The 23201-nt window shown below is 61.0% G+C and carries 23 protein-coding genes; 16 read left to right on the plus strand and 7 right to left on the minus strand.

What is annotated here, in order from left to right:
- Positions 1 to 48: 48 nt before the first annotated feature.
- Positions 49 to 453: a RidA family protein gene (locus tag BW992_RS17510; protein ID WP_076406823.1), complete on the minus strand. Its 405-nt coding sequence runs from the start codon at positions 451 to 453 to the stop codon at positions 49 to 51.
- Positions 454 to 593: 140 nt separating this feature from the next.
- Between BW992_RS17510 and BW992_RS17515 the strand changes: the two genes are divergently transcribed.
- Both BW992_RS17515 and BW992_RS17520 read left to right on the plus strand, forming a co-directional pair.
- Positions 594 to 1520: a LysR family transcriptional regulator gene (locus BW992_RS17515; RefSeq protein WP_072393018.1), complete on the plus strand. Its 927-nt coding sequence runs from the start codon at positions 594 to 596 to the stop codon at positions 1518 to 1520.
- 28 nt (positions 1521 to 1548) lie between these two features.
- A complete protein-coding gene (locus BW992_RS17520; RefSeq protein WP_072458351.1) occupies positions 1549 to 1941 on the plus strand; it encodes a GFA family protein in 393 nt (130 codons plus the stop codon).
- Positions 1942 to 2007: 66 nt separating this feature from the next.
- Here the strand turns inward: BW992_RS17520 and BW992_RS17525 are convergent, their stop codons facing one another.
- The 4 genes from BW992_RS17525 to BW992_RS17540 all read right to left on the minus strand — a co-directional run bounded on the left by BW992_RS17525 (position 2008) and on the right by BW992_RS17540 (position 7093).
- Positions 2008 to 4188 (minus strand): response regulator, encoded by a 2181-nt coding sequence (locus BW992_RS17525; RefSeq protein WP_083714569.1) that lies wholly within the window; start codon positions 4186 to 4188, stop codon positions 2008 to 2010.
- 177 nt (positions 4189 to 4365) lie between these two features.
- Positions 4366 to 5319 carry an alpha/beta fold hydrolase gene (locus BW992_RS17530; protein ID WP_076406825.1) on the minus strand — a complete coding sequence of 318 codons (954 nt, stop codon included), beginning with the start codon at positions 5317 to 5319 and terminating at the stop codon, positions 4366 to 4368.
- Positions 5320 to 5511: 192 nt separating this feature from the next.
- The gene (locus BW992_RS17535) at positions 5512 to 6312 is read right to left on the minus strand and encodes a DUF6630 family protein (protein ID WP_076406826.1); all 801 of its coding nucleotides are present in this window, start codon (positions 6310 to 6312) and stop codon (positions 5512 to 5514) included.
- A 73-nt stretch (positions 6313 to 6385) separates the two neighbouring features.
- The gene (locus BW992_RS17540; RefSeq protein WP_072393033.1) at positions 6386 to 7093 is read right to left on the minus strand and encodes a phytanoyl-CoA dioxygenase family protein; all 708 of its coding nucleotides are present in this window, start codon (positions 7091 to 7093) and stop codon (positions 6386 to 6388) included.
- On the opposite strand from BW992_RS17540, the gene BW992_RS17545 reads away from it, so the two are divergent.
- The 5 genes from BW992_RS17545 to BW992_RS17565 all read left to right on the plus strand — a co-directional run bounded on the left by BW992_RS17545 (position 7092) and on the right by BW992_RS17565 (position 12649).
- Positions 7092 to 7868, plus strand: coding sequence for a hypothetical protein (locus tag BW992_RS17545; protein ID WP_172834637.1), 777 nt, complete (start codon positions 7092 to 7094; stop codon positions 7866 to 7868). The two genes, BW992_RS17540 and BW992_RS17545, sit on opposite strands and share 2 nt — an antisense overlap.
- Before the next feature lie 70 nt (positions 7869 to 7938).
- Positions 7939 to 8328, plus strand: coding sequence for a hypothetical protein (locus tag BW992_RS17550; protein ID WP_072393037.1), 390 nt, complete (start codon positions 7939 to 7941; stop codon positions 8326 to 8328).
- Between the two features lie 334 nt (positions 8329 to 8662).
- A complete protein-coding gene (locus BW992_RS17555) occupies positions 8663 to 9655 on the plus strand; it encodes a TerC family protein (RefSeq protein WP_076406827.1) in 993 nt (330 codons plus the stop codon).
- 369 nt (positions 9656 to 10024) lie between these two features.
- Positions 10025 to 10372: a hypothetical protein gene (locus BW992_RS17560; protein ID WP_072393051.1), complete on the plus strand. Its 348-nt coding sequence runs from the start codon at positions 10025 to 10027 to the stop codon at positions 10370 to 10372.
- Positions 10373 to 10711: 339 nt separating this feature from the next.
- Positions 10712 to 12649, plus strand: a complete 1938-nt coding sequence (locus BW992_RS17565) for a M10 family metallopeptidase C-terminal domain-containing protein (RefSeq protein ID WP_123397834.1) — start codon at positions 10712 to 10714, stop codon at positions 12647 to 12649.
- 118 nt (positions 12650 to 12767) lie between these two features.
- On the opposite strand, the gene BW992_RS17570 is transcribed toward BW992_RS17565, so the two are convergent.
- Entirely contained in the window at positions 12768 to 13652 is an 885-nt protein-coding gene (locus BW992_RS17570) for a LysR family transcriptional regulator (RefSeq protein WP_076406829.1), read from the minus strand.
- 114 nt (positions 13653 to 13766) lie between these two features.
- Between BW992_RS17570 and argC the strand changes: the two genes are divergently transcribed.
- From argC to BW992_RS17595, 5 genes are all read left to right on the plus strand, one after another.
- Positions 13767 to 14690, plus strand: a complete 924-nt coding sequence (argC, locus tag BW992_RS17575) for an N-acetyl-gamma-glutamyl-phosphate reductase (RefSeq protein WP_072393060.1) — start codon at positions 13767 to 13769, stop codon at positions 14688 to 14690.
- Positions 14691 to 14728: 38 nt separating this feature from the next.
- Positions 14729 to 15424, plus strand: a complete 696-nt coding sequence (locus BW992_RS17580) for an HAD family hydrolase (RefSeq protein ID WP_072458361.1) — start codon at positions 14729 to 14731, stop codon at positions 15422 to 15424.
- A 251-nt stretch (positions 15425 to 15675) separates the two neighbouring features.
- Entirely contained in the window at positions 15676 to 16182 is a 507-nt protein-coding gene (locus BW992_RS17585) for an RNA polymerase sigma factor (RefSeq protein WP_072399132.1), read from the plus strand.
- Positions 16179 to 17105 (plus strand): FecR family protein, encoded by a 927-nt coding sequence (locus BW992_RS17590; RefSeq protein WP_076406830.1) that lies wholly within the window; start codon positions 16179 to 16181, stop codon positions 17103 to 17105. The genes BW992_RS17585 and BW992_RS17590 overlap by 4 nt, the downstream gene beginning before the upstream one ends.
- A 131-nt stretch (positions 17106 to 17236) precedes the next feature.
- Complete coding sequence (locus BW992_RS17595; protein WP_076407354.1) at positions 17237 to 19636, plus strand: TonB-dependent receptor; 2400 nt, start codon at positions 17237 to 17239, stop codon at positions 19634 to 19636.
- Positions 19637 to 19900: 264 nt separating this feature from the next.
- Here the strand turns inward: BW992_RS17595 and cynR are convergent, their stop codons facing one another.
- Positions 19901 to 20788 carry a transcriptional regulator CynR gene (gene cynR, locus BW992_RS17600; protein ID WP_076407355.1) on the minus strand — a complete coding sequence of 296 codons (888 nt, stop codon included), beginning with the start codon at positions 20786 to 20788 and terminating at the stop codon, positions 19901 to 19903.
- A gap of 109 nt (positions 20789 to 20897) precedes the next feature.
- On the opposite strand from cynR, the gene BW992_RS17605 reads away from it, so the two are divergent.
- The 4 genes from BW992_RS17605 to BW992_RS17620 all read left to right on the plus strand — a co-directional run bounded on the left by BW992_RS17605 (position 20898) and on the right by BW992_RS17620 (position 23089).
- Positions 20898 to 21557: a carbonic anhydrase gene (locus tag BW992_RS17605; RefSeq protein ID WP_076406831.1), complete on the plus strand. Its 660-nt coding sequence runs from the start codon at positions 20898 to 20900 to the stop codon at positions 21555 to 21557.
- Positions 21558 to 21596: 39 nt separating this feature from the next.
- Positions 21597 to 22067 carry a cyanase gene (gene cynS, locus BW992_RS17610; RefSeq protein ID WP_063320589.1) on the plus strand — a complete coding sequence of 157 codons (471 nt, stop codon included), beginning with the start codon at positions 21597 to 21599 and terminating at the stop codon, positions 22065 to 22067.
- Between the two features lie 112 nt (positions 22068 to 22179).
- The gene (locus tag BW992_RS17615) at positions 22180 to 22434 is read left to right on the plus strand and encodes a DUF2790 domain-containing protein (protein WP_072399126.1); all 255 of its coding nucleotides are present in this window, start codon (positions 22180 to 22182) and stop codon (positions 22432 to 22434) included.
- A 205-nt stretch (positions 22435 to 22639) separates the two neighbouring features.
- Entirely contained in the window at positions 22640 to 23089 is a 450-nt protein-coding gene (locus tag BW992_RS17620; RefSeq protein WP_231991135.1) for an ASCH domain-containing protein, read from the plus strand.
- Positions 23090 to 23201 lie beyond the last annotated feature (112 nt).

Raw genomic sequence — 23201 nt, forward strand, 5'->3', positions numbered from 1 at the left:
CGCGAGCGAGCCTGCTCGCGATGGCGCCGCTGGCCTGCGCCGACCCACTTAGCCCCCAGCGGCGTCAGGCACTTTGGCGATCACCTTGATCTCGAACTCAAACCCATACAACCAGGTCACGCCCACCGCCGTCACCGTCGGATGCGGCGCGTTGCCCCAGAACTCAGGCACCACTTCCCATATCTTCTCGAAGGTGGACTGTGGATCGACCATGAAAACGGTCACGTCCACCACATCGTCAAAGGTGCAACCGGCGGCTGCCAGGATCGCGTTCAGGTTGTTGAAGGCGCGCCGGACCTGGGCTTGCAGGTCGGCTTCCGGCGAACCGTCTTCCAGGCTGCCCACTTGTCCCGATACGAACAGAAACCCATTGGAGCGCACGGCTGGAGAGTAGCGGTTGCGCTCGTAAAGCGCCTGGCGTCCAGGGGGGAAAACAACGTCACGCTGTGTCATAGATACCTCCATCAAAAAGGTCGGACCTGACCCGAAATCAACGATGAAGGCACTCTAGGGGCTTGTGCCGAGGCGATAAACGAGCAACCTTGGCGATCACTGTTTGTAAAATCCAAACAATCCGATGAGCCGGGGCAACCATGGACCGTTTCGATGCGATGCAGGCGTTCGTTCGCGTGGTGGAGGCGGGCAGCTTCACCAAGGCGGCTGAAACACTGCACATGAGCAAGACCACCGTGACCCAGCTGGTGCAGCAACTGGAGGCACGGTTGCGGGTCAGGCTGCTCAACCGCACCACGCGCAAAGTCAACGTGACCGCCGACGGCGCCGTCTACTACGAGCGGGTCATCCGCCTGCTGGCCGACATGGACGATGCCGAGACCAGCCTGTCCGGTGCCCAGGCCTTGCCCAGGGGCCGGCTGCGGGTGGACGTGCCGAGCCCGCTGGCCGCCCTGATCCTGGTGCCGGCATTGCCGGCGTTCTACGCGCGATACCCCGACATCCAGATCGACCTGGGGGTGAGCGATCGCATCGTCGACATGATCGACGAGAACGTCGATTGCGTGGTGCGCGGCGGCGAGCTGACGGACCAGTCATTGATCGCCCGCCGCATCGGCGATCTGGCCCTGGGGGTCTTCGCCTCGCCGGACTACCTGGCACGGGTGGGCACGCCTGTGCATCCGCGAGAGCTGGAAGAGGCGCCGCATCGCATCGTCGGCTTCCTGTGGGCGCGCACCGGCAAGGCCGTGCCGTATGCCATGCGCAATCACAGCGAGCAGCTGCATATCAAGGGACGCCATGCCCTGGCCGTCGACGACGGCAACGCCTACCTGGCCGCCGGCCTGGCGGGGCTGGGGGTGCTCTGGTTGCCGGAATACATGTCCAGGCGCCACGAGGCCCAGGGCGAGTTGGTGCGCCTGTTCCACGGCTGGCGCCTGGATCCGATGCCGCTTTACCTGGCCTACCCACCGAACCGGCACATCAGCGCCAAGCTGCGGGTGTTCATCGCCTGGGTGTCGGAGCTGATGGCGGAACATGCGCCTATCATTGAACGTCATCCGTTGTAAGTCGAATCCGATTGCAGAGGAGAACATGATGGAACGATTCACCGGCGGTTGCCTGTGCGGCGATGTGCGCATCGAGGCTTCGGGGCGCCCTTATCGAGTCGGCCTTTGTCACTGCCTGGACTGTCGCAAGCATCACGGCGCGCTGTTTTTCGCAGCGGCCGTGTTCCCCCAGGACGCGGTGACGATCCAGGGCCAGACACGGGAATATGCCGGGCGACATTTCTGCCCCCGCTGCGGTTCGTCGTTGTTCGCTCGCAGCACCGATGAAATCGAAGTGCACCTGGGCATCCTCGATGCTCCCGACCAACTGGCGCCTACCTACGAAAGCTGGACCGTGCGCCGCGAAGGCTGGCTGCCGCCGTTTCCGCTTGCACACCATTACTCACGGGACCGTGACGGCCAGGGGCGGTTCGAGGATTGATCGGCTTCATCGACCGGGCTAGCTAGCTGCGCGAACCTGACGGACGATAGAGCAAGACAGGCTCTGCTACGCCGGGCCCGCGCCGTCATTGCCCGTCTGGATCAGCGAACTCACCCGCTGGCCGAGCTCGTTCAAGCTGAACGGCTTGGTCAATATCCGGGTGTGCGCATCGGCCGTCACCAGCCTTTCGCCCTCGGCGAAACCGGTGATGAACAGCACCTTGAGCCGTGGATGCCTGGCTCTCATTTCCCGGGCCAGGGCGATGCCGTTCATGGCGCCGGGCAGGCCGATGTCGGTCAGTAGCAGATCCACAGGGCCGGTCTTTTCGGCCTGCTTCAAGGCCGAAACGCTGTCCAGCGATTCGATGACGCGGTAGCCGGTTTCAGCCAGGAATTCGGCCACCATCTGCCGGATGGCGGCTTCGTCGTCCACCAGCAGGATGGTTTCGTTGTTGCCCGGCTGCAACGACGTCGTCTCCTCCGAGCCGGGCTGTGGCGTGGTGGCGGACGGCTGGCTGACCACCGGGAAATACATCGTCACGGTGGTACCCACCCCGACGCTGCTCCGGATCCTGACCTGTCCGCCAGACTGCTGGACAAACCCGTAGATCATCGACAGGCCCAGGCCGGATCCTTCGCCAATGGGCTTGGTCGTGAAGAACGGATCGAACACCCGGGACAGGATGTCGGCGCTGATACCGGTGCCTGTGTCCACCACCGAGATGTCGACGTAGGGGCCCGGCGGCAGCATCTTCTCGTCGGCGGACTGTTCATCGATCAGGCAACTGTGCACGTTCAACTTCAGGGCGCCGCCCCCGGGCATGGCATCCCGGGCATTGATCGCCAGGTTCAGCAGGGCGTTTTCCAGCCCGTTGGGATCGCATCGGATCGGGTCGTTACCACTGAAAGAGCACTCGACCTGGATACTGGGCCCCACGGAGCGCCGGATCATTTCTTCCAGGCCCGCCACGACAATCCGTGGTTCGAAGACTTCGGGCTGGAGCGACTGCTGCCTTGAAAAGGTCAACAGGCGCTGGGTCAATGCCGCCGCGCGGGTGGCCGAGGTCAGGGCGACGGAGTTGTAACGTGACAGCTCGTCATACCGGCCCTGGTCGATGTGCCGTTGCATCAGTTCCAGGCTCGACGTGATGCCGGCCAGGAGATTGTTGAAGTCGTGGGCGATACCGCCAGTCAGTTGCCCGACCGCTTCCATTTTCTGGCTCTGGCGCAGCTTGGACTCGGCCAAGGTGCGTTCCCGCTGCTCGCGTTCGAGCTGCTCGGTGCGCTTGGCGATGCGTTCCTCGAGCCGGTCGTTCCAGTCCCTCAGCGCGTTTTCCAGCTGGACGCGTTCATGGATGTCTTCAACGGTGCCATACCACTGCTCGCACTCTCCGGCAGGGCCCAGGCTGCAGAGCGCCCGGATCCTGAACCAGCGGTATTCGCCGTTGCTCTTGCGCAAACGCAGCTGGGTGTCGAAGGGTTGCAAAGTGGTAAGTGACAGCGTCCAGAGCCGGGCAAAGGCCATTCGATCATCGGGGTGGGCGGCGTTCAGCCACTGGCGGCCCAGGGTTTGTGTCGGCGAGCGCCCGGTGTACTCGTACCAGCGCTGATCCAGGGTCAGCACCGCGCCGAGGCTGTCGGCGGTCCAGGGCCACAGGGGATTGAGCTCGGCGGCGATTCGATAGTGTCGCTCGCTTTCGCGCAGTTTTTCTTCAGAGCGGCGCATGGCCTGCAATGCGTTGACCCGCCGCTGTGCCGCGCCGAGCAGGTTGCCGTATCCGCGCAGAAAATCGATATCGCTTTCGCTGAACAGGCGGGGGCTGCGGCTGTCGACTTCGAAGATGCCGAACGGGTGCTTCTGCCCGGCGTCGTACACCAGCACGTTGACGAAGGCCCGGACCCCGTTGCGTATCTGGAAGTCGTGGTAGCGAAACCGGGTTTCGGTGGCGATGTCCGTGGAGATGACCGGGCTGCTGGTCTGCAGCGAATAGCGCTCCGGTGTCCCCGGCAACGCCTGTACGCGCACCTGGCCGACGACATCCGGTGTCCAGCCCACGCCGTTGCGCACCAGGAACGTCACGCCGTCTTCCTCCAGCCACATGAACTTGGCCAGGTGCGTGTCGAGCGCCTCGCTCACCAGGCGGCACGCCTGGTCAAGGATGTGCTCCAGGTCATCCGAGGCCAGGGCCAGCTCGCCGAACTCGGCCAGTACCTTGCGTTGGCGCAACAACGTGTCTTCGATTGCCATGGGGATCATCCGTGGTACGTCCTCAGTATCCGAGGGCCGGACGGCGGCGAGGTTCACAGCAATCGATGAGCGTTGCTCCGGGCGCTTCCGGCGAGGGTCTGGGTAACGCAAAAGCCCTTCCAGGGAAGGGCTTTTGCGAGGGGCAGGTGGGCGCGAGCCGGCTCGCGCCTACAGGGTTTATTCCTGGAGGAACTTCAGCAGATCCTGGTTGAGGCGATCCTTGTGGGTCTCGGTCAAACCATGGGGCGCACCTGCATAGACGATCAACCGGGCACCTTTGATCAGTGCGGCCGAAGCCCGGCCGGCGGCATCGATGGGCACGATCTGGTCGTCGTCGCCATGGATCACCAGCGTCGGCACGTCGAACTTCTTCAGGTCGGCGCGAAAATCCGTGGCCGAGAAGGCCGCGATCGAGTCATAGGTGTTCTTGCTGCCGCCCATCATGCCCTGCGCCCAGAAAGTCTGGATCAGACCTTGGGATGGCTTGGCGCCCTTGCGGTTGTAGCCGTAGAACGGGCCCGAAGCGATGTCCAGGTAGAGCTGCGAGCGATTTTCCAGGGACGCCTTGCGCAGGCCGTCGAACACCGTGATCGGCAGGCCGCCGGGGTTGGTGTCGGTCTTGAGCATCAGCGGTGGCACGGACGAGACCAGTACGGCTTTCTTCACTCGCGCGGTGCCGTGGCGACCGATGTAGCGCGCCACTTCACCACCGCCGGTGGAGAAGCCCACCAGGGTGACATCCTTCAGGTCCAGCGCTTCGATCACCGCTGCCAGGTCGTCGGCGTAGTGATCCATGTCGTTGCCTTCCCAGGGCTGGCTGGAACGGCCATGGCCGCGGCGGTCGTGGGCGATGACCCGATAGCCCTTCGAGGCGAGGAACATCATCTGCGCTTCCCAGCTGTCGGAGTCCAGCGGCCAGCCGTGGCTGAAGGTCACTACCTGGCCGTTGCGAGGGCCCCAGTCCTTGTAGTAGAGCTGCACGCCATCCCGGGTGGTGATGTAGCTGGCGGACTGGACGACGCTGCCGACGGCGGACACGGTCGTGCCGGCCTGGGCAGGCGTCGCGGCATGGGCGCTGAGGGTGGCGAGTGCGAGGGTGGCAATGGCCAGGGTGCGGTTGAAGGTGTTCATCGTTTCTCTCTCCATAAGGGGTGTGGTTCGATCTGCGGCGGTCGTCATCGATCGCGTTGGTGGGCAGATTAGAGAGAGTGGAGGGGGACGAGAACTGCATGCTATCGATAGCGACTATAAGGAAAACGGATAGCTGCGCTGCGCTTGGGTCGAGGGCTCCCCGAGCCCTCACGCATCGCGGCATGCAGACGCTCAATATCGATGGACGATGCCCAGCCGCCCCATGATTTCCAAGGCATCGACCAGGCCCAGGCCATTCATGGGCAGGCAGGCGAAGGCCTGGTATTCATCGAAATGCGTGCCGAGGGCCAGCAACTTCAGATCGTGGGCGTCGAGCCGGGCATTGAAATATTGCAGCACCGCCCGCTCCCAATCGCTGGCACGGTTGACGGCATCGACGGTGTCACGCTCAGGTGCGGGGATTTCGATACCCGACTGCCGTAGCGGGGCCAGGGCATTGACCGCATGGATCCCGCAGGACGACCACGCTTTCCATTCGAACTCGGCCAACTGGTTGGCCGCGGTGAGTGCTGAGGCCACCTGCGTCCACGCCCAGTCCCACTGCGCGGCAGGCGCCGGCAGGTTCTCGACGAGCGCTTGGGCGTGGACCTCGTCGAACAGGCAATGGAACAGGTCGGCCAGCGTATCGGCCACATCGAGCCCGGGGCCTTGCGCCTGGGTGTCCAGGTCGCGGCTCAAGCGCTGCCAGAGGCTGTCCAGCTCCTGCCAGTCCTCTTCGTCCATCTCATCGTCGATCACCTGGGCCTTGTGCCCGCGCTGGTAGTTATCCAGCCGCGTCTTGTGCACGCGAACCTCACCTTCGGCAAGATGGACGGCATAGCTGGTGTGGTCCAGGTAGTTGGTCTGCAAAACGATGCGGTCTGGAAACACATCATGGACGAGGCTTTCCTCGGCATCGAAATACGTCGCGCCCTCGAACGTGCCATGGGCCGTGGTGATACGTTGAAACGACAGCGGATCGATTGGATTCATAGGGCAAGCGCCTGGAGGAGGGCGGGAGCGGATGCGCCGGGGCAGGTGCACCGCTTTTTCAATGGCGCTGATCCTACACCAAGGTACCGGGGTTGCTGAATCCCGGGTTCTGCAAGGAAAAATCCGAAGGCTCGAACCGCTCGCCAGTGTCCATGCGCACGTTGCGCAGCCCCACGGTCTCCAGGTGCGAGGCGTATAACGTCTCGGCAAAATAGCTGATCAGAATGGAGCGCCGGCGCGTGCCCATGGAATTCAGGCTGCCGGCATGCACCAGGTCGACATCGAGCACCAGGATGTCACCGGCGCAGCCCGCCAGCTGCACGGAGCGTGACTCATCGGCGAAGTCGAAGGCCGGTTCCCCCGGCCCGGGGCGATGGCTGCCGGGAACGAGACGGGTCGCACCGTTGCCGGGGCCATAGTCATCGAAAAAAGCCAGGGCAATCGCAACGTCGCCGGGCCGTTTGGCTGACAGGTCCCGATGCAACGGCTGATGGCCGCCACCGGCAAGAGGTTCGCGTCCTTCCACCTGGGACAGAAAGAACCGCTCGGCGATCAACTCGCCTGCTACCGCCAGCACCTGGGGCAAACGACACACTGCCTGCACCGTCTCATTGTCATCCAGCATCGAATAACGCCAGCCCGTGCCACGCGGTACCGGCCATTGATCCGCCGGCCTCACGCCGGCATCGAAAGCCTTGCGCAGCGCCTCCAGCCACCCGGCCGGGATCGCCCGACGAAGCAGCGCGTAGCCATCGCGATGAAGTCGCTCGCGATCCGTCATGTCTTTCCTCGACTTGCGTACAAGGGCATCCGCAAGGCTAGCCGTCAAACCCAACCCAGACCACCCCGCATGGCAAATCGAAGGCGATCACCGGGACAATATCCCGCGCCACCGTTATCATCACGCCACCATCCAGAAAAGGACTTCACCGATGAAGCGTCTGTTCGCCTGTACCTTCCTGGCGCTGGCTGTTGCCGGCTTTGCCAACGCCGAAGAAAGCACCTTCGAAGAAACCAACCAATGCACGCAAGACATCGACTGCCAAGGTGACTTGATCTGCAAGAACGGCCTGTGCGATCTGCCCCAGCCGCAACAAAGCCCCGTGGCAAAAACCACCACCACCCAAAAAGCCGCACCGTCGGCACCGCCCGGCGTAGCCTACCAGGCGCTGCCCATCAATACGGAGCGTGCAGGCCCCTTCACGACCCAGCCCCAGGGCACGGGAACCGCGCTGAACTACCGATCCCGTGCCGGTGTGATCAACGTCATGGAATCGGTCGTCGAACAGGCCGAATACACCGGCTATGTGACCATCGAAAGGGCCTTCACATTTGGCCCGAGCCGGTACGTGGTGGTCGTGTCCACCGGCGAGGGCGGCAATGCCTGCCCGGCGTCCACCTATGTCTTGAGCTTCGACACCGAGGCCGAGCGGGTCGATGGCAAGCAAGAGGTCAAGGGTTGCTCGGAACGGGTGGAGGTTGAGGCGCAGGGGAATAAGTTGCTGGTGAAGAAGGAGGACGGTGAGGTGACGGTTTATAACGGGGTTGTGCAATAGGCACGGACTCGTCCACACAATCATGCAGGCAGGGCCCGATCCCGCTGTAACCCCAACGGAATTTCTCAACATGCATTTGCGTTCAAGCCTGTTTTGCCTGTGTCTTTTCAGTGGCCTGACCCAGGCAGCCGTCGACTGTTCAGCCCTGGCGGAAAAGCTATCGGGGACGGTGCCGGAATTTCATCCGCCGCTACAAGGCAAGGTCATTGGCAGCGGCCGCCTGCATTTCCACGAAGCTCCGGACGAGGCCTGCGCCAACAAGAAAATCTTCGTCATACCCGGCGACTCCCTCACCCTCTACTCCAGCCTTGAAGACGAGTCATGGCTGGAAGTGAACTTCATCGCCAAGAGCGGCGATGACTTTACCGGTTGGGTGAGGGCGGATCGGGTGGAGATCGGCGAGTCTTATGGAGCACCATCGGGTGAGGCTGGGGATTCGGCGGAGGGGGATGACCAGTAAGCGTTGGGTAGCGATGAATACGCTCAGTTGAGGTGTGCTTACAGTTTGGGGAGGTGGTGAGTGAGTCTTGATCTGCGCATAGAGGCTGACCTGTATGTTCCGACGATGATGGCAGTCTTTTACTTCTCCAGAGAGCCAGGCTGTGCAATTTCTGTCAATGTCATTCCGACCTCAGGTGCGGCCTTCCATTGAAATAACTTGCAACCCTTGAGTGATTGAGAAACCGCACGCGCCTCTCTAAATTTTTTCTCACAACGCCGGGCCCCTCTGACAGCGAATCGCTGCCATGTCGGAGTTGCAGTTTGTACAACTTCGACATCAGAGGAGGGGGCTCATGACTGCCCTGGAAGCGTTCTTTCTTGCCGAGTTTCTCGGCACCGCCAGCTGGTTGTGGCTCGTTTTTGTCAGCATCGTCTTGAGCCTGTTGATCTTTGACCTCGGGGTGCTGCACCGTGAGCATCGAGAAATCGGCGTTCGTGAAAGCCTGTTACTGTCTGCCGGCTATGTCACGGCTGGCTTGCTGTTCGGCCTCTGGGTCTGGCAGGTCAAGGGCGGTGATGCCGGGATGGATTTCTACACCGGCTTTCTTATCGAAAAATCGTTGTCGATGGACAACGTTTTCCTCATGGCGATGATCTTCAGCTTTCTCTCAATTCCGCGTAAGTATCAGCACGAGGTGCTGTTCTGGGGCATTCTCGGTGTCATAGTGCTGCGCGCTATCATGATTGGCCTAGGTGCAGCGCTGATCGCCGAGTTCAGTTGGATTCTCTATGTATTCGGCATCTTCCTGCTGTTGACCGGGGTAAAGATGCTGTTCAGCAAGATCGATGCCCACCCGAACCTTAGCGATAACTTGCTGGTGAAGTTCCTGCGCAAACACATGCGGGTCACCGATCGCTTGCATGAAGAGCGCTTCTTCGTCCGCCAGATGGATGCCAATGGCAAGTCCGTGGTCTGGGCGACGCCGTTGTTCCTGGCCTTGGTGCTGATCGAGTGCGCCGACCTGGTATTCGCTGTGGACAGCGTGCCGGCGATCTTTGCCATCACCCAGGACCCCTTCATCGTCTACACCTCGAACATTTTCGCCATCCTCGGCCTACGTGCGCTGTATTTCGCTCTGGCGGCGATGATCCACCGCTTCGCCTACCTCAAGTACGCCTTGGCGCTGGTGCTGGTGTTCATCGGCGGCAAGATCTTCATGGTCGGCATCATCGGCAAGATTCCGGCAGTCCTTTCTCTGGGGGTAACGGTGGCTTTGCTGTTGGGCGGTGTGCTGCTGTCGCTTTGGAAAACCCGCGACCAAACCTCCGCTGGTCCCCAGGTTTAGATCCAGAAAACTGTCGGCTGCCAAACGAAAACAGTAAACCCGGCGCGAGGGCCGGGTTTGGAAACATATGCCAGTTACGCTTGCAGCGGATATCGTCCCTAGAAGTGGCTGTGAGCCAAGGAAAAAAGGGACAGTGATGACGAAGGGAAATCGAGTACTCCATGCTCTCATTAAGATAGGCGTGGGCTTTCTACAAGTGTTTGAAGTTGGGCTACGCTGACGAACGGCGGTTTCGTTGTGGCAACACGAAGACAGTGTAGAACGCCTACTTAACTCAGTCGTCCTGGACTGGCCAGCCTCTCCTGTTGTCAGATGAATCCGCGTTCTGCCTTGCCTGACTTGACATTAAGCACAACCTGGAGCGCTATCATGTCCGACCAGTCTCATCAGCAATTCAACAAAGACAGCACTGCCATTCATAAGGCCGACGCAAATCTCGATGATCAAACAGGACCGTCAAGCTGGAACTGGGCTGCAGCACTTACCCTGGTCCCTATCATTGCTATCCTCCTTGCAACATGTGTGGCCATCGCTGTGGTGCCCATTCCGAGCCTGGAAACTTTAATTAATCCGACTCTGATCATCGCCGGCCTCGTTGCGATTCTCATGGTTGTCACTCTCGTCGCCCCATCAAACTACGTAAACATTGCTCGTGTTATCTGCTTGGTGGCGATTATCGCCGTAGTCATCATGTGGATGCGCGGACAATTGGCGTAAAGTCGCTGCCGTTTCAATTTGCGCGGAGAATGAAAATAGAGGGGCAGATTTCTTTTCTCGATAATAGGTCTACCCCTTTGCGGTTATGCGATTGTTCCTGCTCAAGTCACCATCAACTTGCTGCAGTGATATCAAGACGCTATACGGTTTCAGCTATCCTGGCGCGCAAGATCAGTTGCACCGATAACAAACTAGAACGCCACCTCAGAACCTCTCTTCGCTGCATAACTGGCAACCAGACCGAGCCGTGTCTATTGTTTTGGGCGACTAATTGCTACGGGAGGCATGGACATGAGTCATAGCACTTCGCCCACCGCTGCGGCTGTGGGAAACACGGGCATGGTAGCCACGGCCTTATGGGGCTCGGACAAGATCGGCGGCATCACGGTCGATCCGGACGGTGCCATCTGGCTTGGCGCCTACAGCCGCCTGGGCCTGGGAGGCGAAGAGGATTCGGGCTTCACCGGCAGCCTGGTCCGGTTCAATGCCGACGGTAGCCTGGACCGCAGCTACAGTGCAGACGGCAAATCCCTCCTGCCTGTGTCGCTCGATATCGAGGACGGCGGTAATGCCGCGGTGCAGCCGGGCGGGGGCTACCTGGTGGCTCAGTACGTGAAAGTCGGCGATGCCTGGGTGTCGGGCGTAAGTCGTACCTTGGCTGACGGCCGCCTCGATACGAGTTTCGGCAACGGCGGAACCGCGACCGTGCCGTTCTACTGGAATGAATCTCTAGGCCAGCAAGCGTCGTTCTCCGTGCAGCGCGACGGCAGCTTTTTCGCGAGCGCTGCGTATCCCACTGGGGAAATCTATATCGCCCGCTTCGACGCGACGGGGGCCCTGGTCTCGTCTTTCGCAGAGGGCGGGGTCCTGCACCTGCCAGCATCCGTCGGCATTCAACCCCGCGGTACGATCGACGTTTCCCTGCAGGAAGACGGAAAAGTACTGGTCACGGGGCAGGACACCCTGACCCGCCTTAACCAGGACGGTACCCTGGATAGCAGCTTTGCCAACGGCGGCAGCCTGGCCCTGGATGTTCATGCAAACGCCCTCGTTATCCAGGAGGACGGCAAAATCCTGCTGGCGGGCGCCTCGGGCGGCGTGGCGACGGTCACGCGGCTCAACGCCGATGGCTCGCTCGACACCGGGTTCGGTGATCAGGGGCAGGTGAGCTGGGGCTCGCAAAGTGCGCCTTTCGCAGTCGCCGACATGGTGGTGCTGGCCGACGGCAGGGTGTTGATTGGGGGAAGCCAGGGGACGAAGGCGGACGGTTATCTGGCCGCCCTGGTTCAGTTGAACCCCGACGGTAGCCTGGATCACAGCTTCGGCAATCCCGACGACGGCTATTACCACCTTGACGGTAGCCAGAATGATGACTTCTTGCTGGGTACCGACTCGTTCGACGATGCCATCGTTGGCGGGGCCGGTAACGATCTGCTCGATGGCCAGCAAGGTCGCGACCTGCTGACGGGCGGCGTCGGGGCCGATACGTTCCGTTACGAGTCAGTCGCAGACAGCTACCGAACCGTAACCACGGCCCATAGCGACCGAATCACCGACTTCGACCCCAACACCGATACGATCGATCTCTCATCCCTGGGCTTCCTCGGGCTGGGCAATGGACATGACGGAACGCTGGCGATACGAGTCAATGAAAGCGGAACGCGGACCTACCTCAAGAGTTTCGATGCCAACGCGGAGGGGGAACGCTTCGAATTGGTCTTCGACGGTGACTTGAGCCAAACGCTGAATGAAACCAATATCCTGTTCCAGCAAGCCAGGTTGACGGGCACCGAAGAGGCCGATCGTCTACAGGGCAACGCCCGAGGCGAAATCATCGAAGGGTTCGCGGGGGATGACCGCCTCTATGGCGCACTGGGAAATGATGTGCTGGTAGGCGCAGAGGGCCGGGACCTGCTGGCAGGTGGCGGTAACAACGATGTGTTCCGCTTCGACGCGCTGAGCGACAGCTACCGTACCGCCACCGAAAACCACACGGATCGGCTGCTTGACTATACGGTGGGTGAAGACACCATCGATTTGTCCGCCCTGGGCTTTACCCGGCTGGGAAATGGCTACAACGGCACGTTGGACGTGGTTGTCAATGAAGCCAAGAACCTGACCTACTTGAAGAGCTACGAAGCCGACGCCAATGGAGCTCGATTCGAGTTGAGCCTGGCAGGGGACCACTCCGGGTACCGTAACCTGGACATCATCTTCGCCGAGCCTGCGGGAGATGAAGTCTTCCAATTGATCGGAGTGACTGACCTCTGGGTGTGAACGCCAACCTGGTCATTCCTTGCCTTGGGCCGATTCCTGAGCGGTCCAAGGCGCTATGCGCGTGGAAGACCTCCATATAGGGCAGCTTTAGGTCGATCGCTGGCCTTGGTCATTGCACCTACCCAGCACTCAACCCCCTCAACACATCCAACACATGTTGCGTAGACCGCTCGACCTCGCCACCCCGGTGGGCAATCCCCAGTTCACGCCACAACAAGGGCTGCAATGGCCTCATGACGATTCGTGTATCGGGCAATGGCGTGGAGGCTTCATGGGGCAGTAACGTTGCGCCATAGCCGGCAGCCACCAGGCTTTTTATCGCATCGTTGTAGTTCAGTTGAATTCGCGGCGTAGGCTGGCGTTCATCATTGGCGAACCATTCCGACGTCAAGCGCGAAAGCCGTGTGGTGCTGTCGTTCAGAATCAAGGGTTGGGCGGCCAGCCAACCGGGTGTCACGATGTCCGGGCAGTCCCAGCGAGCCGGCAAGAAGGCCATGACCGGGTCGCGTCGCCATGGCTCGATCCGCAACCCCTTCACCGGGGGCTGTGGCAGCGCGACCAGGCCGATTTCCAACGAGCCCTCGGCAAGCTTCTTCAACGTCTCCTGGGAGGTAAGCACGGCGACCTGCACATCGATAGCGGGATGGCGTTGGTCTAACGTCTCCAACGCTTGCGGCAGCAACTGGGCGATGGCCCCTGTGGAGGCCCCCAGCCGCACACGCCCGGCCAAGCCCTGTACCTGACGCTCGACGTCCTCAAGCGCCTGTTCCGCATCCGCCAACAGGCGCCGCGCGCGGTCCACCAGTGTTTCGCCAATCGTCGTAGGCTGAATGCGTCCACGGGTACGTGACAACAGCTGACCACCAACCCGCGACTCCAGATCGGTGATATGTAAGCTGACGGTGGGGGGCGCAAGGTGCAAGGCACGAGCGGCCTCGGCAAACGAGCCCAGGTCGACAATGGCTACCAAGGTGCGCAGGCGGTCCAGGCTGATTTCACGCATGGGTCATTCCATATTCAGGAAAACTGAATTCAATCGTTTGGAAATTCAACTTTTACAATCTTAGCCGTTCCCTGAAGATGGAATCTCCTGATTTCCTGTGTCCGGGAGCTTTCCATGGCGATTCCTCACCTGTTCATCGACGGCGACCAAGGCACCACCGGGTTGCAAATCCATCAGCGTTTAAGCGGGCGGACCGATCTGCGGCTTGTCACGCTCAGCTCCGAACATCGCAAGGATCCGCAACGCCGCGCTGAAATCATCAACGACTGCGACATCGCCATTCTTTGCTTGCCCGACCCGGCTGCACGCGACGCGGTAGCGAGCATCAGAAACCCCGCTGTACGGGTGATCGACGCAAGCTCCGCGCACCGTACCCATCCAGACTGGGTCTACGGTTTCGCGCAGATGAACGCGCAGCAGGCCAGACGAATCGCCACGGCGCGGCGGGTCAGCAACCCCGGTTGCTATCCCACGGGAGCGATAGGGCTGCTGCGTCCATTGCTGGAGGCTGGGCTGCTGCCCACGGACTACCCGATGAGCATTCACGCCGTGTCGGGCTATTCCGGAAAAGGGCGCGTCGGCGTACAAGAGTATGAGGGTGAGGGCGCATCGCAGGCTCCCGCGTTCCAGGTCTACGGTCTGGGGTTGGCGCACAAACATATTCCGGAAATACAGCAGCACAGCGGTTTGACGGAGCGGCCGATGTTCGTACCGGCCTACGGGGTTTTTCGCCAGGGCATCGTGCTGACCATCCCGTTGCAACTTCGCTTGCTGGCGCCAGGCGTGGATGCGATGCGGTTGCATGCCTGCCTGATGCAGCACTACGCCGACGCCCCCTCTGTACAGGTCATGTCGATGCAAGAGGCTAAGGAGCTGACATACCTTGACCCCCAGGCCCTCAACGGGACTGACGGTTTGCGTTTAGTGGTGTGTGAAAATGACGAGACGGGACAGGTTCTGTTGGCGGCGGTATTCGACAATCTCGGGAAGGGGGCCGCTGGCGCGGCGGTGGAGAATCTGGATTTGATGATAGCGTGAGGATTTTTTCATCAGCATCGTGATCGCTAGGAGGGAGCTTGGCACCGAAAGCTATTCTGTTCGATCTGGACAACACGCTGACCCATCGTGCGCTCAGCATTGACCGCTACGTTGAGCGATTTCTGGATGAGTTCAAGGGTGAAATCTCGGGAGTGGACCCCCGTCGGATCTCCCATCTGATCGCACGCACCGATAACGGTGGGTATCTGCGACCGGAGTCTGAATACTCTTCCATCCGTGAGGCGGTTGGGTACACGTTGGCTCAGGAGTTGAAGTGGCGCGGGCCAATCGATCCCAAGCGATTGATCACCCATTGGATCAATCACTTTCCGAGCGCTGCGGTTGAAATGCCAGGCGCTGGCGCGATGATTCAAGCGCTTCGTCGCAAGGGAATTGCCATCGGTGTCATCTCCAATGGCGCCGAGCATTCGCGACGGCAGACCCTGAAGGCACTGCCCTTCGGGGATGCCATTGAGACGATGATTTGCTCTGAAACGTGGGGTGTTTCGAAACCGGCGCCTGAAATATTCCATCAGGGAGCGAAGGCATTGGGGGCCCGTCCCGAGCATTGCTGGTTTGTGGGGGATCACCCGCAGAATGATTACCTGGGTGCCACAGCCGCCGGAATGCTTGCCGTCTGGTTGAGTGGATTCCATCCGTGGCCCGCGAACATAGCACCAGCGGAGCGCTCCATTGAAACATTGAAAGAGCTCTTGGACATGCTTACAACCTGATAGCGGTACCTGACGATCAATTGGCATATCACCGTCTAATCGACGTAGGTCTGCTGGATCAGATCGTGCACTGCTCGCCCTTTCTGACCAGACTTTGACCGAGTGGCTGCCCTCAGGGCTTGCTCCCCATCCGACCTTGGGTCGCCCCGTTTTTACACCCATCAAGGGGACGGATGCCGCAAGTTCTGACTAATTGAAAGTCATTATCATTTGATATACTCTCGCGATTCTTCCTTGCTAGAGTCGCATGCGTGTCCTGGCCATCCGATCCTCATTCCGCCGACGGCCAGTTCGAGAGCCATTCGAACGAACTGCTGCGCTTTCTCACACGTCAGGTGAAGTGTGAAGAGCTGGCGGCCGACCTGCGCCAGGAAACCTGGTTGCGCTTTCGTCGGCGCGAGTCCGGGACGGAAATCGGCAATCTTCGCGCGTTTCTCTACCGCATCGCGCGCAACCTGATCATCGACTACCGCCGCCAGCAAAAATCCCGCCCGGTCGAGGAGCAGATATCCATCGAATTGGTCAGTGCCCAGCCGGGTCCGGAGCGAGCGGCAAGCGACGCCCAGCGCCTGGAGCGATTGCAGCGCGTGGTCGAGGGTTTGCCCCCGCACCTGCGCCAGGCGTTGTTGTGGAATCGCCTGGACGGGCTGACCCAGCGTGAGATCGGCGAGCGCCTGGGTGTCTCGGAAAGTATGGCCGGACGCTATATCCTGAAGGCCCTCGAACACTGCCAGCAGCAGATGGACCCGCAGCCGTGAATCATCCTTCGCTTCTCGACCAGGCCCGACAGTGGCAGGTGCTGCTGCACTCCGGCCGCGCCACCGCTGCCGATCGCGCTGCCGCGCAGGCCTGGCGCCAGGCGGCGCCCGAGCACGAGCAGGCATTGCGGGAGGTGGAAGGGCTGTGGTCGTTGCTCGGCCAGATAGAACGTTCGGCCGAGCAGCCTCAGGTGCGCGTGCTGCGTCGTCGTCGACTGTGGGCGGCTCCGCTGGCCTGCGCCGCGATGCTGTTGCTCGCCCTGTGGCTGCCGCGCGGCACCTGGATTGGCCTGTATGCCGACATCAGCACCCAGCCGGGCGAGGTGCGCGAGGTGCGTCTGGCCGATGGTTCGCTGTTGACCCTCAACGGCGATTCGGCGCTGGACTGGCAGTTTGTCGACGGTCGTCGCGAGGTCAGGCTGTACCGTGGCGAGGCGGATTTCCAGGTCGCCCATGACCCGGCCCGGCCGTTCATGGTCAGTGCCGGCGAGGCGCGCATCCGCGTCACCGGCACGCGCTTCGATGTGCGTCTGGAGGAGGGCGGTGTCGACCTCGCAGTCAGCGAGGGCCGAGTGCTGGCCTCCAGCGCGGGCGGCGAGCCGCGGCCCGTGGTCGGCGGGCAGCAGGTGCAGTGGCGCGGCGGGGCGCTGCAGGCGCCGCAAGCACTGGATGCGCGCCAGCGCCTGGGCTGGCAGCGCGGCAAACTGGTGTTCCGCGACCGGCCCCTGGAGCAAGTGTTCGCCGAACTCGAGCGCAGCCAGTCTGCGCGGGTGCTGTTTGTCGATGACGCCGCTCGCCGCCTACAGGTGACCGGCGTGTTCGCCCTTGACGATCCGCAGGCGGTATTGAGCGCTGTGGAAACCACCTTGCCTGTGCGCCTGGTGCGCCTGCCGGGGTTGATCCTGGTCGCGTCACGTCGCTGAGACCCGCGCCGCGCCTGTACCTTCAAGAAAAAAGAAAATATTTGGGCGGCGATGGTTCAGAAATCATTGCCGCCTTCGTCTTCCGTTCCTGCAAATGCGACTTCTTCGTATTGATAGCCAAGGACATCAGCATGCGGTCGACTTCCTTCCTCGCGGCGCTAGCCGTTCTCCCCCTGGCCATTACTGCCGCACAGGCGCAGGCCGTCGAGCTCGACGTGCCGGCCCAGCGCCTCGACTCGGCGCTCACCGACTTCGCCGAGCAGGCCAATGTACGGCTGCTCTATGACGCCGGCCTGACCCGTGGCAGCGGCATGGTGCCGGCACTCAAGGGCGATTATTCGGTGGTCGACGGTCTGCAGCGGTTGCTGGAGGGCAGCGGCCTGACCTTCCAGGCCGGCGGCGACGGCACCATCACGCTGGTGCCGCTGCCCGAGCAGGGCGTGTTGGAGCTGGGTTCGACCACCATCAATGGAATCACCGAAGGTCGTGTCGACCTGCCGGCCGAGTACGCCGGCGGGGAGGCGGCGCGGGGTGCGCGCATCGGTGTGCTGGGCAACCAGGACATGCAAGATGTGCCCTTCGCTTTCTCCAGCTACACCTCCGAGTTGATCGAGAAGCGCCAGGCGCAGACCCTGGCCGATGTGCTGGCCAGCGATCCGGGCGTGCGTCAGTCGTTCGGTTTCGGCAACTTCTCCCAGGTGTTCGTCGTGCGCGGGTTCCAGCTGTTCAGCGACGACATTGCCTTCAACGGGCTCTACGGCATTCTGCCGCGCCAGATCATCTCCACCGAGTCGGTCGAGCGGGTCGAGGTATTCAAGGGGGCCAACGCCTTCGTCAATGGCGTATCGCCGTCGGGCAGCGGTGTCGGCGGGGCGATCAACGTGGTCTCCAAGCGTGCCCAGGACACCCCCACGCGCAGCGCCACCCTGGACTATGCCAGCGACAGCCGGGTAGGCGGCCACCTCGACCTGGGCCAGCGCTTCGGCGAGGACAACCGCTTCGGCGTGCGGGTGAACCTGGCCCAGCGCGAGGGCGAGACCGCGGTGGACGATGAACACTCGCGCTTCAGCCTGGCCACCCTCGGTCTGGACTACCGCGGTGACCGTCTGCGCCTGTCTGCGGACTTCGGTTACCAGAAGCAGCGGGTCAACGAAGGGCGCTCGGTGGTCTACCTGACCACGACGGGGCCGACCAGCCGGCTCAATGGCAAGACGCCGTCGGCACCGGACTCCGACCACAACTACGCGCAACCCTGGAGCTGGTCGCAGCTCGAAGACACCTATGGCATGTTCAGCGCCGAGTATGACCTCTCGCCCAGTTGGACGGCCTACCTGAGCGCTGGCGGCAAATACACGCGGGAGAACGGTGTCTACGCCTCCAACTACGTCTATGGCGCGAATGGCGACGCCCGTATCGGCCGCCTCTATTCGCCGCTGGACCAGGAAACCCTCAGCGCTGTCACCGGGCTGCGCGGCGAACTCGCCACCGGGCCGGTCAGCCACCGCATCAACCTGGCCGCCAATGGCATCTGGCAAGAGAAACGCAACGCGTTCGAGTCCACCGCGGCGGGCAGTCGTGGCTTCGGCAACCTGTATGAGGGCCAGCCCGTGGCCGAGCCGCCGGCCACCAGCGTCTCCGGCGATATCCACGACCCGGACACCACCGCCAAGGTGCAGAACCGTAGCCTGGCGGTGTCCGACACCCTGGGCTTGCTCGACGATCGCGTGCTGCTGACCCTGGGCGTACGCCGCCAGTCCATCGGCGCCGATGCCTGGAACGCGGCCAGCGGTGCCCGCACCTCCAACTATCAGGAAAGTATCACCACGCCGGCCTATGGCCTGGTGATCAAACCCACCGAGTACCTGTCGCTCTATGCCAACCGCGTCGAGTCTCTGCAACAGGGCCCGACTGCGCCTGCCGCCGCACTCAACAACGGCGAGATGTTCGCGCCTTATCGCTCCAAGCAGACCGAGGTGGGCGCCAAGCTCGACTGGGGCACCTTCGGCGGCAGCCTCAGCCTGTTCCGCATCGAGCAGCCGCAAGGCGTGCTCGGCGGCGACGGCTACTACCGGGTGGATGCCGAGCAGCGCAATCGCGGCGTGGAATTGAGCCTGTTCGGCGAACCGCTGGACGGCCTGCGCCTGCTGAGCGGCGCCACCTGGACCAAAGCCGAACTGCGCGGCACCGCTGGCGGGCGCGACGATGGCAACCAGGCGGTGGGGGTGCCCAAATTCCAGTTCAATCTGGGCGCCGACTGGGATGTGCCCGGCTTGCCCGGGGTGAGCCTGAACGGCCTGCTACTGCGCACCGGCGGCCAGTTCGTAGACAGCGCCAACGAATACAGCATCCCCGCCTGGACCCGCGTCGACCTGGGCGCACGCTATCGAACAAAGATGGATGGCCGCGCGCTGACCTTCAACGCGATGCTGGAGAACGTCGCCGACGAGAACTACTGGGCCTCGGCCAATGGTGGTTATCTGACCCAAGGGGCGCCGCGTATGCTGAAGGTGTCGGCTACTGTTGATTTCTGAGGTTGCCGGCGATTAACGAGGCGCCGTCGCAAGTTGTGTGATTATGCGAAAGGCGGTTTTGCCAGACGCTCCGAGAGGCTGCATTTGCGGCCTCTGTCGTCGGCTGGAGTCAGCCAGAAACCGCCACTGCAATCGCGGCATCCGAGCCTATCTTCGTGCACACGGCAGCGCTCCGTAAAAAGGGGCAGTCTGTCGTTTTCCACAAGCCTGCTATTACACGCCACAGGCTCGGCTCAGCCCCGTCAAGCTCGACGAGCACAGGTATTACACGTTCAGTTGAACGGCTACCTCTTTAGCCACTTCGATGAAAACTCGCATCGCTGCGCTCTGAAAGGCATCCTTGCGCCGCATCAGGACGGCGGTGCGTTGCAAGCGCTCGGGCTCCAGTGCGATAGCCACCAGATCATCATGGGCCAACGCGATTTTGGCAGGCAATAAAGTCGATAGATTGGTCCTGCGAACAATTTCGATCACGGCGCCGAGGGCATTGGCCTCCATCTGCACGTGAGGGTGAATCGCGTGTGTGCGGAAGTAGCGGTCGATTTGTTCGCGGGTTGCAAACTCTGGACTGAGCAGAATCAGGGACTCAGCATTCAGGTCCTGCAATCCAATGGACGGCTCCTCGGCCAAGCGGTGTTTGCGACTTACCACCAAGGCAAGGGTTTCGTTCAGCAAGGGGATGGCATCAATGCTCGGTGTATTTATTTCATCGAACGCGATTCCGGCGTCCAACTCGCCTGCCAAAAGCAGCTCCTCAATGCGCTCCTGGGAAATCTCCCTCAGATTGAGGGTGATTCCAGGGTACCGGGAGTGAAATGCTTCGATTACCGGCCCTACCAGATAGGTCGTGAACGTCGGCGTCACGGCCAGGCGCAATGAGCCGCGGGTGAGGTCGCTCACATCATGGATGGCGCTTTTGGCCTCCCGCAGTTGCTGATAAGCACGGCGCGCATACAGAAGATAGACGTCCCCCGCGTCAGTCAGACGGGTGCTGCGTCCTGAGCGGTCGAACAACTGGGCTCCAAGGCTTTCTTCCAACTGCCTCACTTGCTGCGAAAGGGCCGGCTGAGAGACGTGCAGCGCCGCCGCGGCCTTCGTAAAACTGAGATGTTCCGCCACCGCGAGGAAATATTGGACATGTCGAGCAAGCATGGATTTGGCCATAAAGTAATCTGATCAATCTCATAATAAATGAGACTTTTACCTTATGTAATGCGTTGCTTAGTCTTTGTTTCACACCCGCGACATTGAGACAGCAACCATGAAAGCGATCATCGACGGTTTTCTGAAATTCCAAAAAAACGCCTTCCCTGAGCGGGCCAAACTGTTCAAGGACCTGGCCACTCAGCAGAACCCGAGAGCGCTGTTCATCTCCTGTTCTGATAGCCGCTTGGTGCCGGAGCTGGTCACCCAGCGCGAGCCAGGCGATCTGTTTGTCATTCGAAATGCCGGCAATATCGTGCCGTCGTATGGGCCGGAGCCGGGCGGCGTTTCGGCCTCCGTTGAATACGCAGTCGCCGCACTTCAGGTCGCAGACATCGTGGTATGCGGCCACTCAGACTGCGGCGCGATGACCGCCGTGGCCACCTGCAAGTGCCTGGATCACATGCCTGCCGTCGCCGGATGGCTCCGTTACGCCGACTCGGCCAAGGTCGTCAACGAAGCCCGCAAACACCCGGATCTGCCGAGCAAAGTAGCCTCAATGGTGCGCGAAAACGTCATCGCGCAGTTGGCCAACATCCAGACACACCCATCCGTTCGCCTGGCTCTCGAAGAAGGCCGCCTGACCCTGCATGGTTGGGTCTATGACATCGAGAGCGGGCGTATCGACGCCTTCGATGGCCGTACCGGGATCTTCGTGTCCCTCGCCGAGAACCCCGAAGTTCACGCCGTTTCCCAACAAGCCAGGCACGTTGCCTGAAGCCTGTACCTGCACCGTTGCTAACCCAGGAGATACGCCATGATCCAGACTCAAGCCACCCGCACCGCTCGCCAGGAGCTGACTGAAACCATCATTCTGGCCAAGGCTCGCAAAGACCTGTCCTTCGCCGAGATCGTTGACGGCACCGGCTTGTCCGAAGCCTTCGTCACTGCTGCCTTGCTCGGCCAGCATCCGCTGCCTGCCAGCGCCGCCAATGTCGTGGGCAGGAAACTCGACCTCGATGCCGATCAGATCGCCTTGCTGCAATCGATGCCAATTCGCGGCAGCTTTTTTGACGGCGTACCGTCCGACCCGACCATCTACCGTTTCTACGAGATGATCTCGGTATACGGCACCACCCTCAAAGCTCTGGTTCACGAAAAGTTCGGCGACGGCATCATCAGTGCCATCAACTTCAAGCTGGACATCAAGAAAGTCGAAGATCCGGAGGGCGGCCATCGCGCCGTGATCACCCTGGACGGCAAGTACCTGCCTACCAAGCCCTTCTGATGCAAGTCAGCCCGGCGTCTGGCGGCGACCGGGCTACACCCGAAACCTTTATTACGACTGAGCACAAATTGAGTGCTTTGGCCTTCTCACGCCCTCATTACAGATGATTGCTATGAAACGGTTACTCGTCTTATTCCTGGCCTGCCTTGGCTCTGTCGCCATGGCCGATGAACAGGATACTCGGGCTGCGCAAGTTACAGTCGAGCCCTATCAATACGCTCAGAAACTGGATATCGCGCACATTGTGGCGATGACGCCGATACCCAATATCTGCGATGTAGTGCCGGTGCAGATGACTTACGACGACTCCAGAGGCGATCGGCACATCATGGAGTACCAGGTTATAGGGACGGGCTGTACCAATTGACGCCTCTGCCGCCGACTCCCCTGGCGCTCGATCACTCGGCGCCGGGGGAGGGGGCTCAAACATCCGCCGACCCCTGTGCCTTTTGAGAACAATATACTTCGCTACCTGCACCTCGCGCCAAGCTTTGCTGCTTCTATTCGGACGGTATTCTGGAAAAAGAAACAGATTTGTTTTTCTGATAAAAAATCTGTTTCCTTTTTCGCGGGTGAACTCAAAATCGTGGCTTGTCCCAGCTTCACGTTATCCCTTTCGAAAAACGGTTCAGTCGTACGCTGACTTTCAGGAGAGATCCATCAGAGCCTTATCAATAGTTCGACCCAGTGGCGGTCGAATCGCTTCTGGCGAGAAAACACTTGAAGTTCGTCGTTGGCATCCAGATCTAGATCCCGCCGAGGATCTGCTGATTGTCGAAAACAAACGATTTCTCCACGCCGACGGAGACGAAGATGCTGACGGTATCGCTGTCGCAATCGTGCGCGTTAAAGTCGTGCGTCCTTTCCTCCTGGCTGACATGGAAGCAGCCTGTGCAAGCTATTTTGAAGAGGGCTGGTTAGCCTGGGAGCTGAGTCACGTGAGGCCAGTCGCACACCCTGCCATTGTCCGCGCGGCAAGGGGGATATACGAGGTAGATTTTCTTCTTCCAGGCAAGTACTGAAATATGAGCAAGTTGGGCTTGCGCAGACGCGATGCTGGACCACTGCTCAGCGGCAAACGGGCGGCAGTGAATATGTGTCTCATCCAGTCAGCACGCGAAGGAAAAAGAGGAC

It is taken from the genome of Pseudomonas sp. 7SR1 (genome assembly GCF_900156465.1).
In the GTDB taxonomy this organism is placed as follows: domain Bacteria; phylum Pseudomonadota; class Gammaproteobacteria; order Pseudomonadales; family Pseudomonadaceae; genus Aquipseudomonas.

What these genes read in the sequence shown, in the direction of transcription:
- BW992_RS17530 (WP_076406825.1), bottom strand. Translation starts at nt 5,319, where the DNA reads ATGAACACCTTCAACCGCACCCTGGCCATTGCCACCCTCGCACTCGCC.
- BW992_RS17525 (WP_083714569.1), bottom strand. Translation starts at nt 4,188, where the DNA reads ATGGCAATCGAAGACACGTTGTTGCGCCAACGCAAGGTACTGGCCGAG.
- BW992_RS17520 (WP_072458351.1), top strand. Translation starts at nt 1,549, where the DNA reads ATGGAACGATTCACCGGCGGTTGCCTGTGCGGCGATGTGCGCATCGAG.
- BW992_RS17515 (WP_072393018.1), top strand. Translation starts at nt 594, where the DNA reads ATGGACCGTTTCGATGCGATGCAGGCGTTCGTTCGCGTGGTGGAGGCG.
- argC (WP_072393060.1), top strand. Translation starts at nt 13,767, where the DNA reads ATGGCGATTCCTCACCTGTTCATCGACGGCGACCAAGGCACCACCGGG.
- BW992_RS17555 (WP_076406827.1), top strand. Translation starts at nt 8,663, where the DNA reads ATGACTGCCCTGGAAGCGTTCTTTCTTGCCGAGTTTCTCGGCACCGCC.
- BW992_RS17540 (WP_072393033.1), bottom strand. Translation starts at nt 7,093, where the DNA reads ATGACGGATCGCGAGCGACTTCATCGCGATGGCTACGCGCTGCTTCGT.
- BW992_RS17615 (WP_072399126.1), top strand. Translation starts at nt 22,180, where the DNA reads ATGAAACGGTTACTCGTCTTATTCCTGGCCTGCCTTGGCTCTGTCGCC.
- BW992_RS17545 (WP_172834637.1), top strand. Translation starts at nt 7,092, where the DNA reads ATGTCTTTCCTCGACTTGCGTACAAGGGCATCCGCAAGGCTAGCCGTC.
- BW992_RS17510 (WP_076406823.1), bottom strand. Translation starts at nt 453, where the DNA reads ATGACACAGCGTGACGTTGTTTTCCCCCCTGGACGCCAGGCGCTTTAC.
- BW992_RS17570 (WP_076406829.1), bottom strand. Translation starts at nt 13,652, where the DNA reads ATGCGTGAAATCAGCCTGGACCGCCTGCGCACCTTGGTAGCCATTGTC.
- BW992_RS17605 (WP_076406831.1), top strand. Translation starts at nt 20,898, where the DNA reads ATGAAAGCGATCATCGACGGTTTTCTGAAATTCCAAAAAAACGCCTTC.
- BW992_RS17595 (WP_076407354.1), top strand. Translation starts at nt 17,237, where the DNA reads ATGCGGTCGACTTCCTTCCTCGCGGCGCTAGCCGTTCTCCCCCTGGCC.
- BW992_RS17550 (WP_072393037.1), top strand. Translation starts at nt 7,939, where the DNA reads ATGCATTTGCGTTCAAGCCTGTTTTGCCTGTGTCTTTTCAGTGGCCTG.
- BW992_RS17565 (WP_123397834.1), top strand. Translation starts at nt 10,712, where the DNA reads ATGGTAGCCACGGCCTTATGGGGCTCGGACAAGATCGGCGGCATCACG.
- BW992_RS17535 (WP_076406826.1), bottom strand. Translation starts at nt 6,312, where the DNA reads ATGAATCCAATCGATCCGCTGTCGTTTCAACGTATCACCACGGCCCAT.
- cynR (WP_076407355.1), bottom strand. Translation starts at nt 20,788, where the DNA reads ATGCTTGCTCGACATGTCCAATATTTCCTCGCGGTGGCGGAACATCTC.
- cynS (WP_063320589.1), top strand. Translation starts at nt 21,597, where the DNA reads ATGATCCAGACTCAAGCCACCCGCACCGCTCGCCAGGAGCTGACTGAA.
- BW992_RS17560 (WP_072393051.1), top strand. Translation starts at nt 10,025, where the DNA reads ATGTCCGACCAGTCTCATCAGCAATTCAACAAAGACAGCACTGCCATT.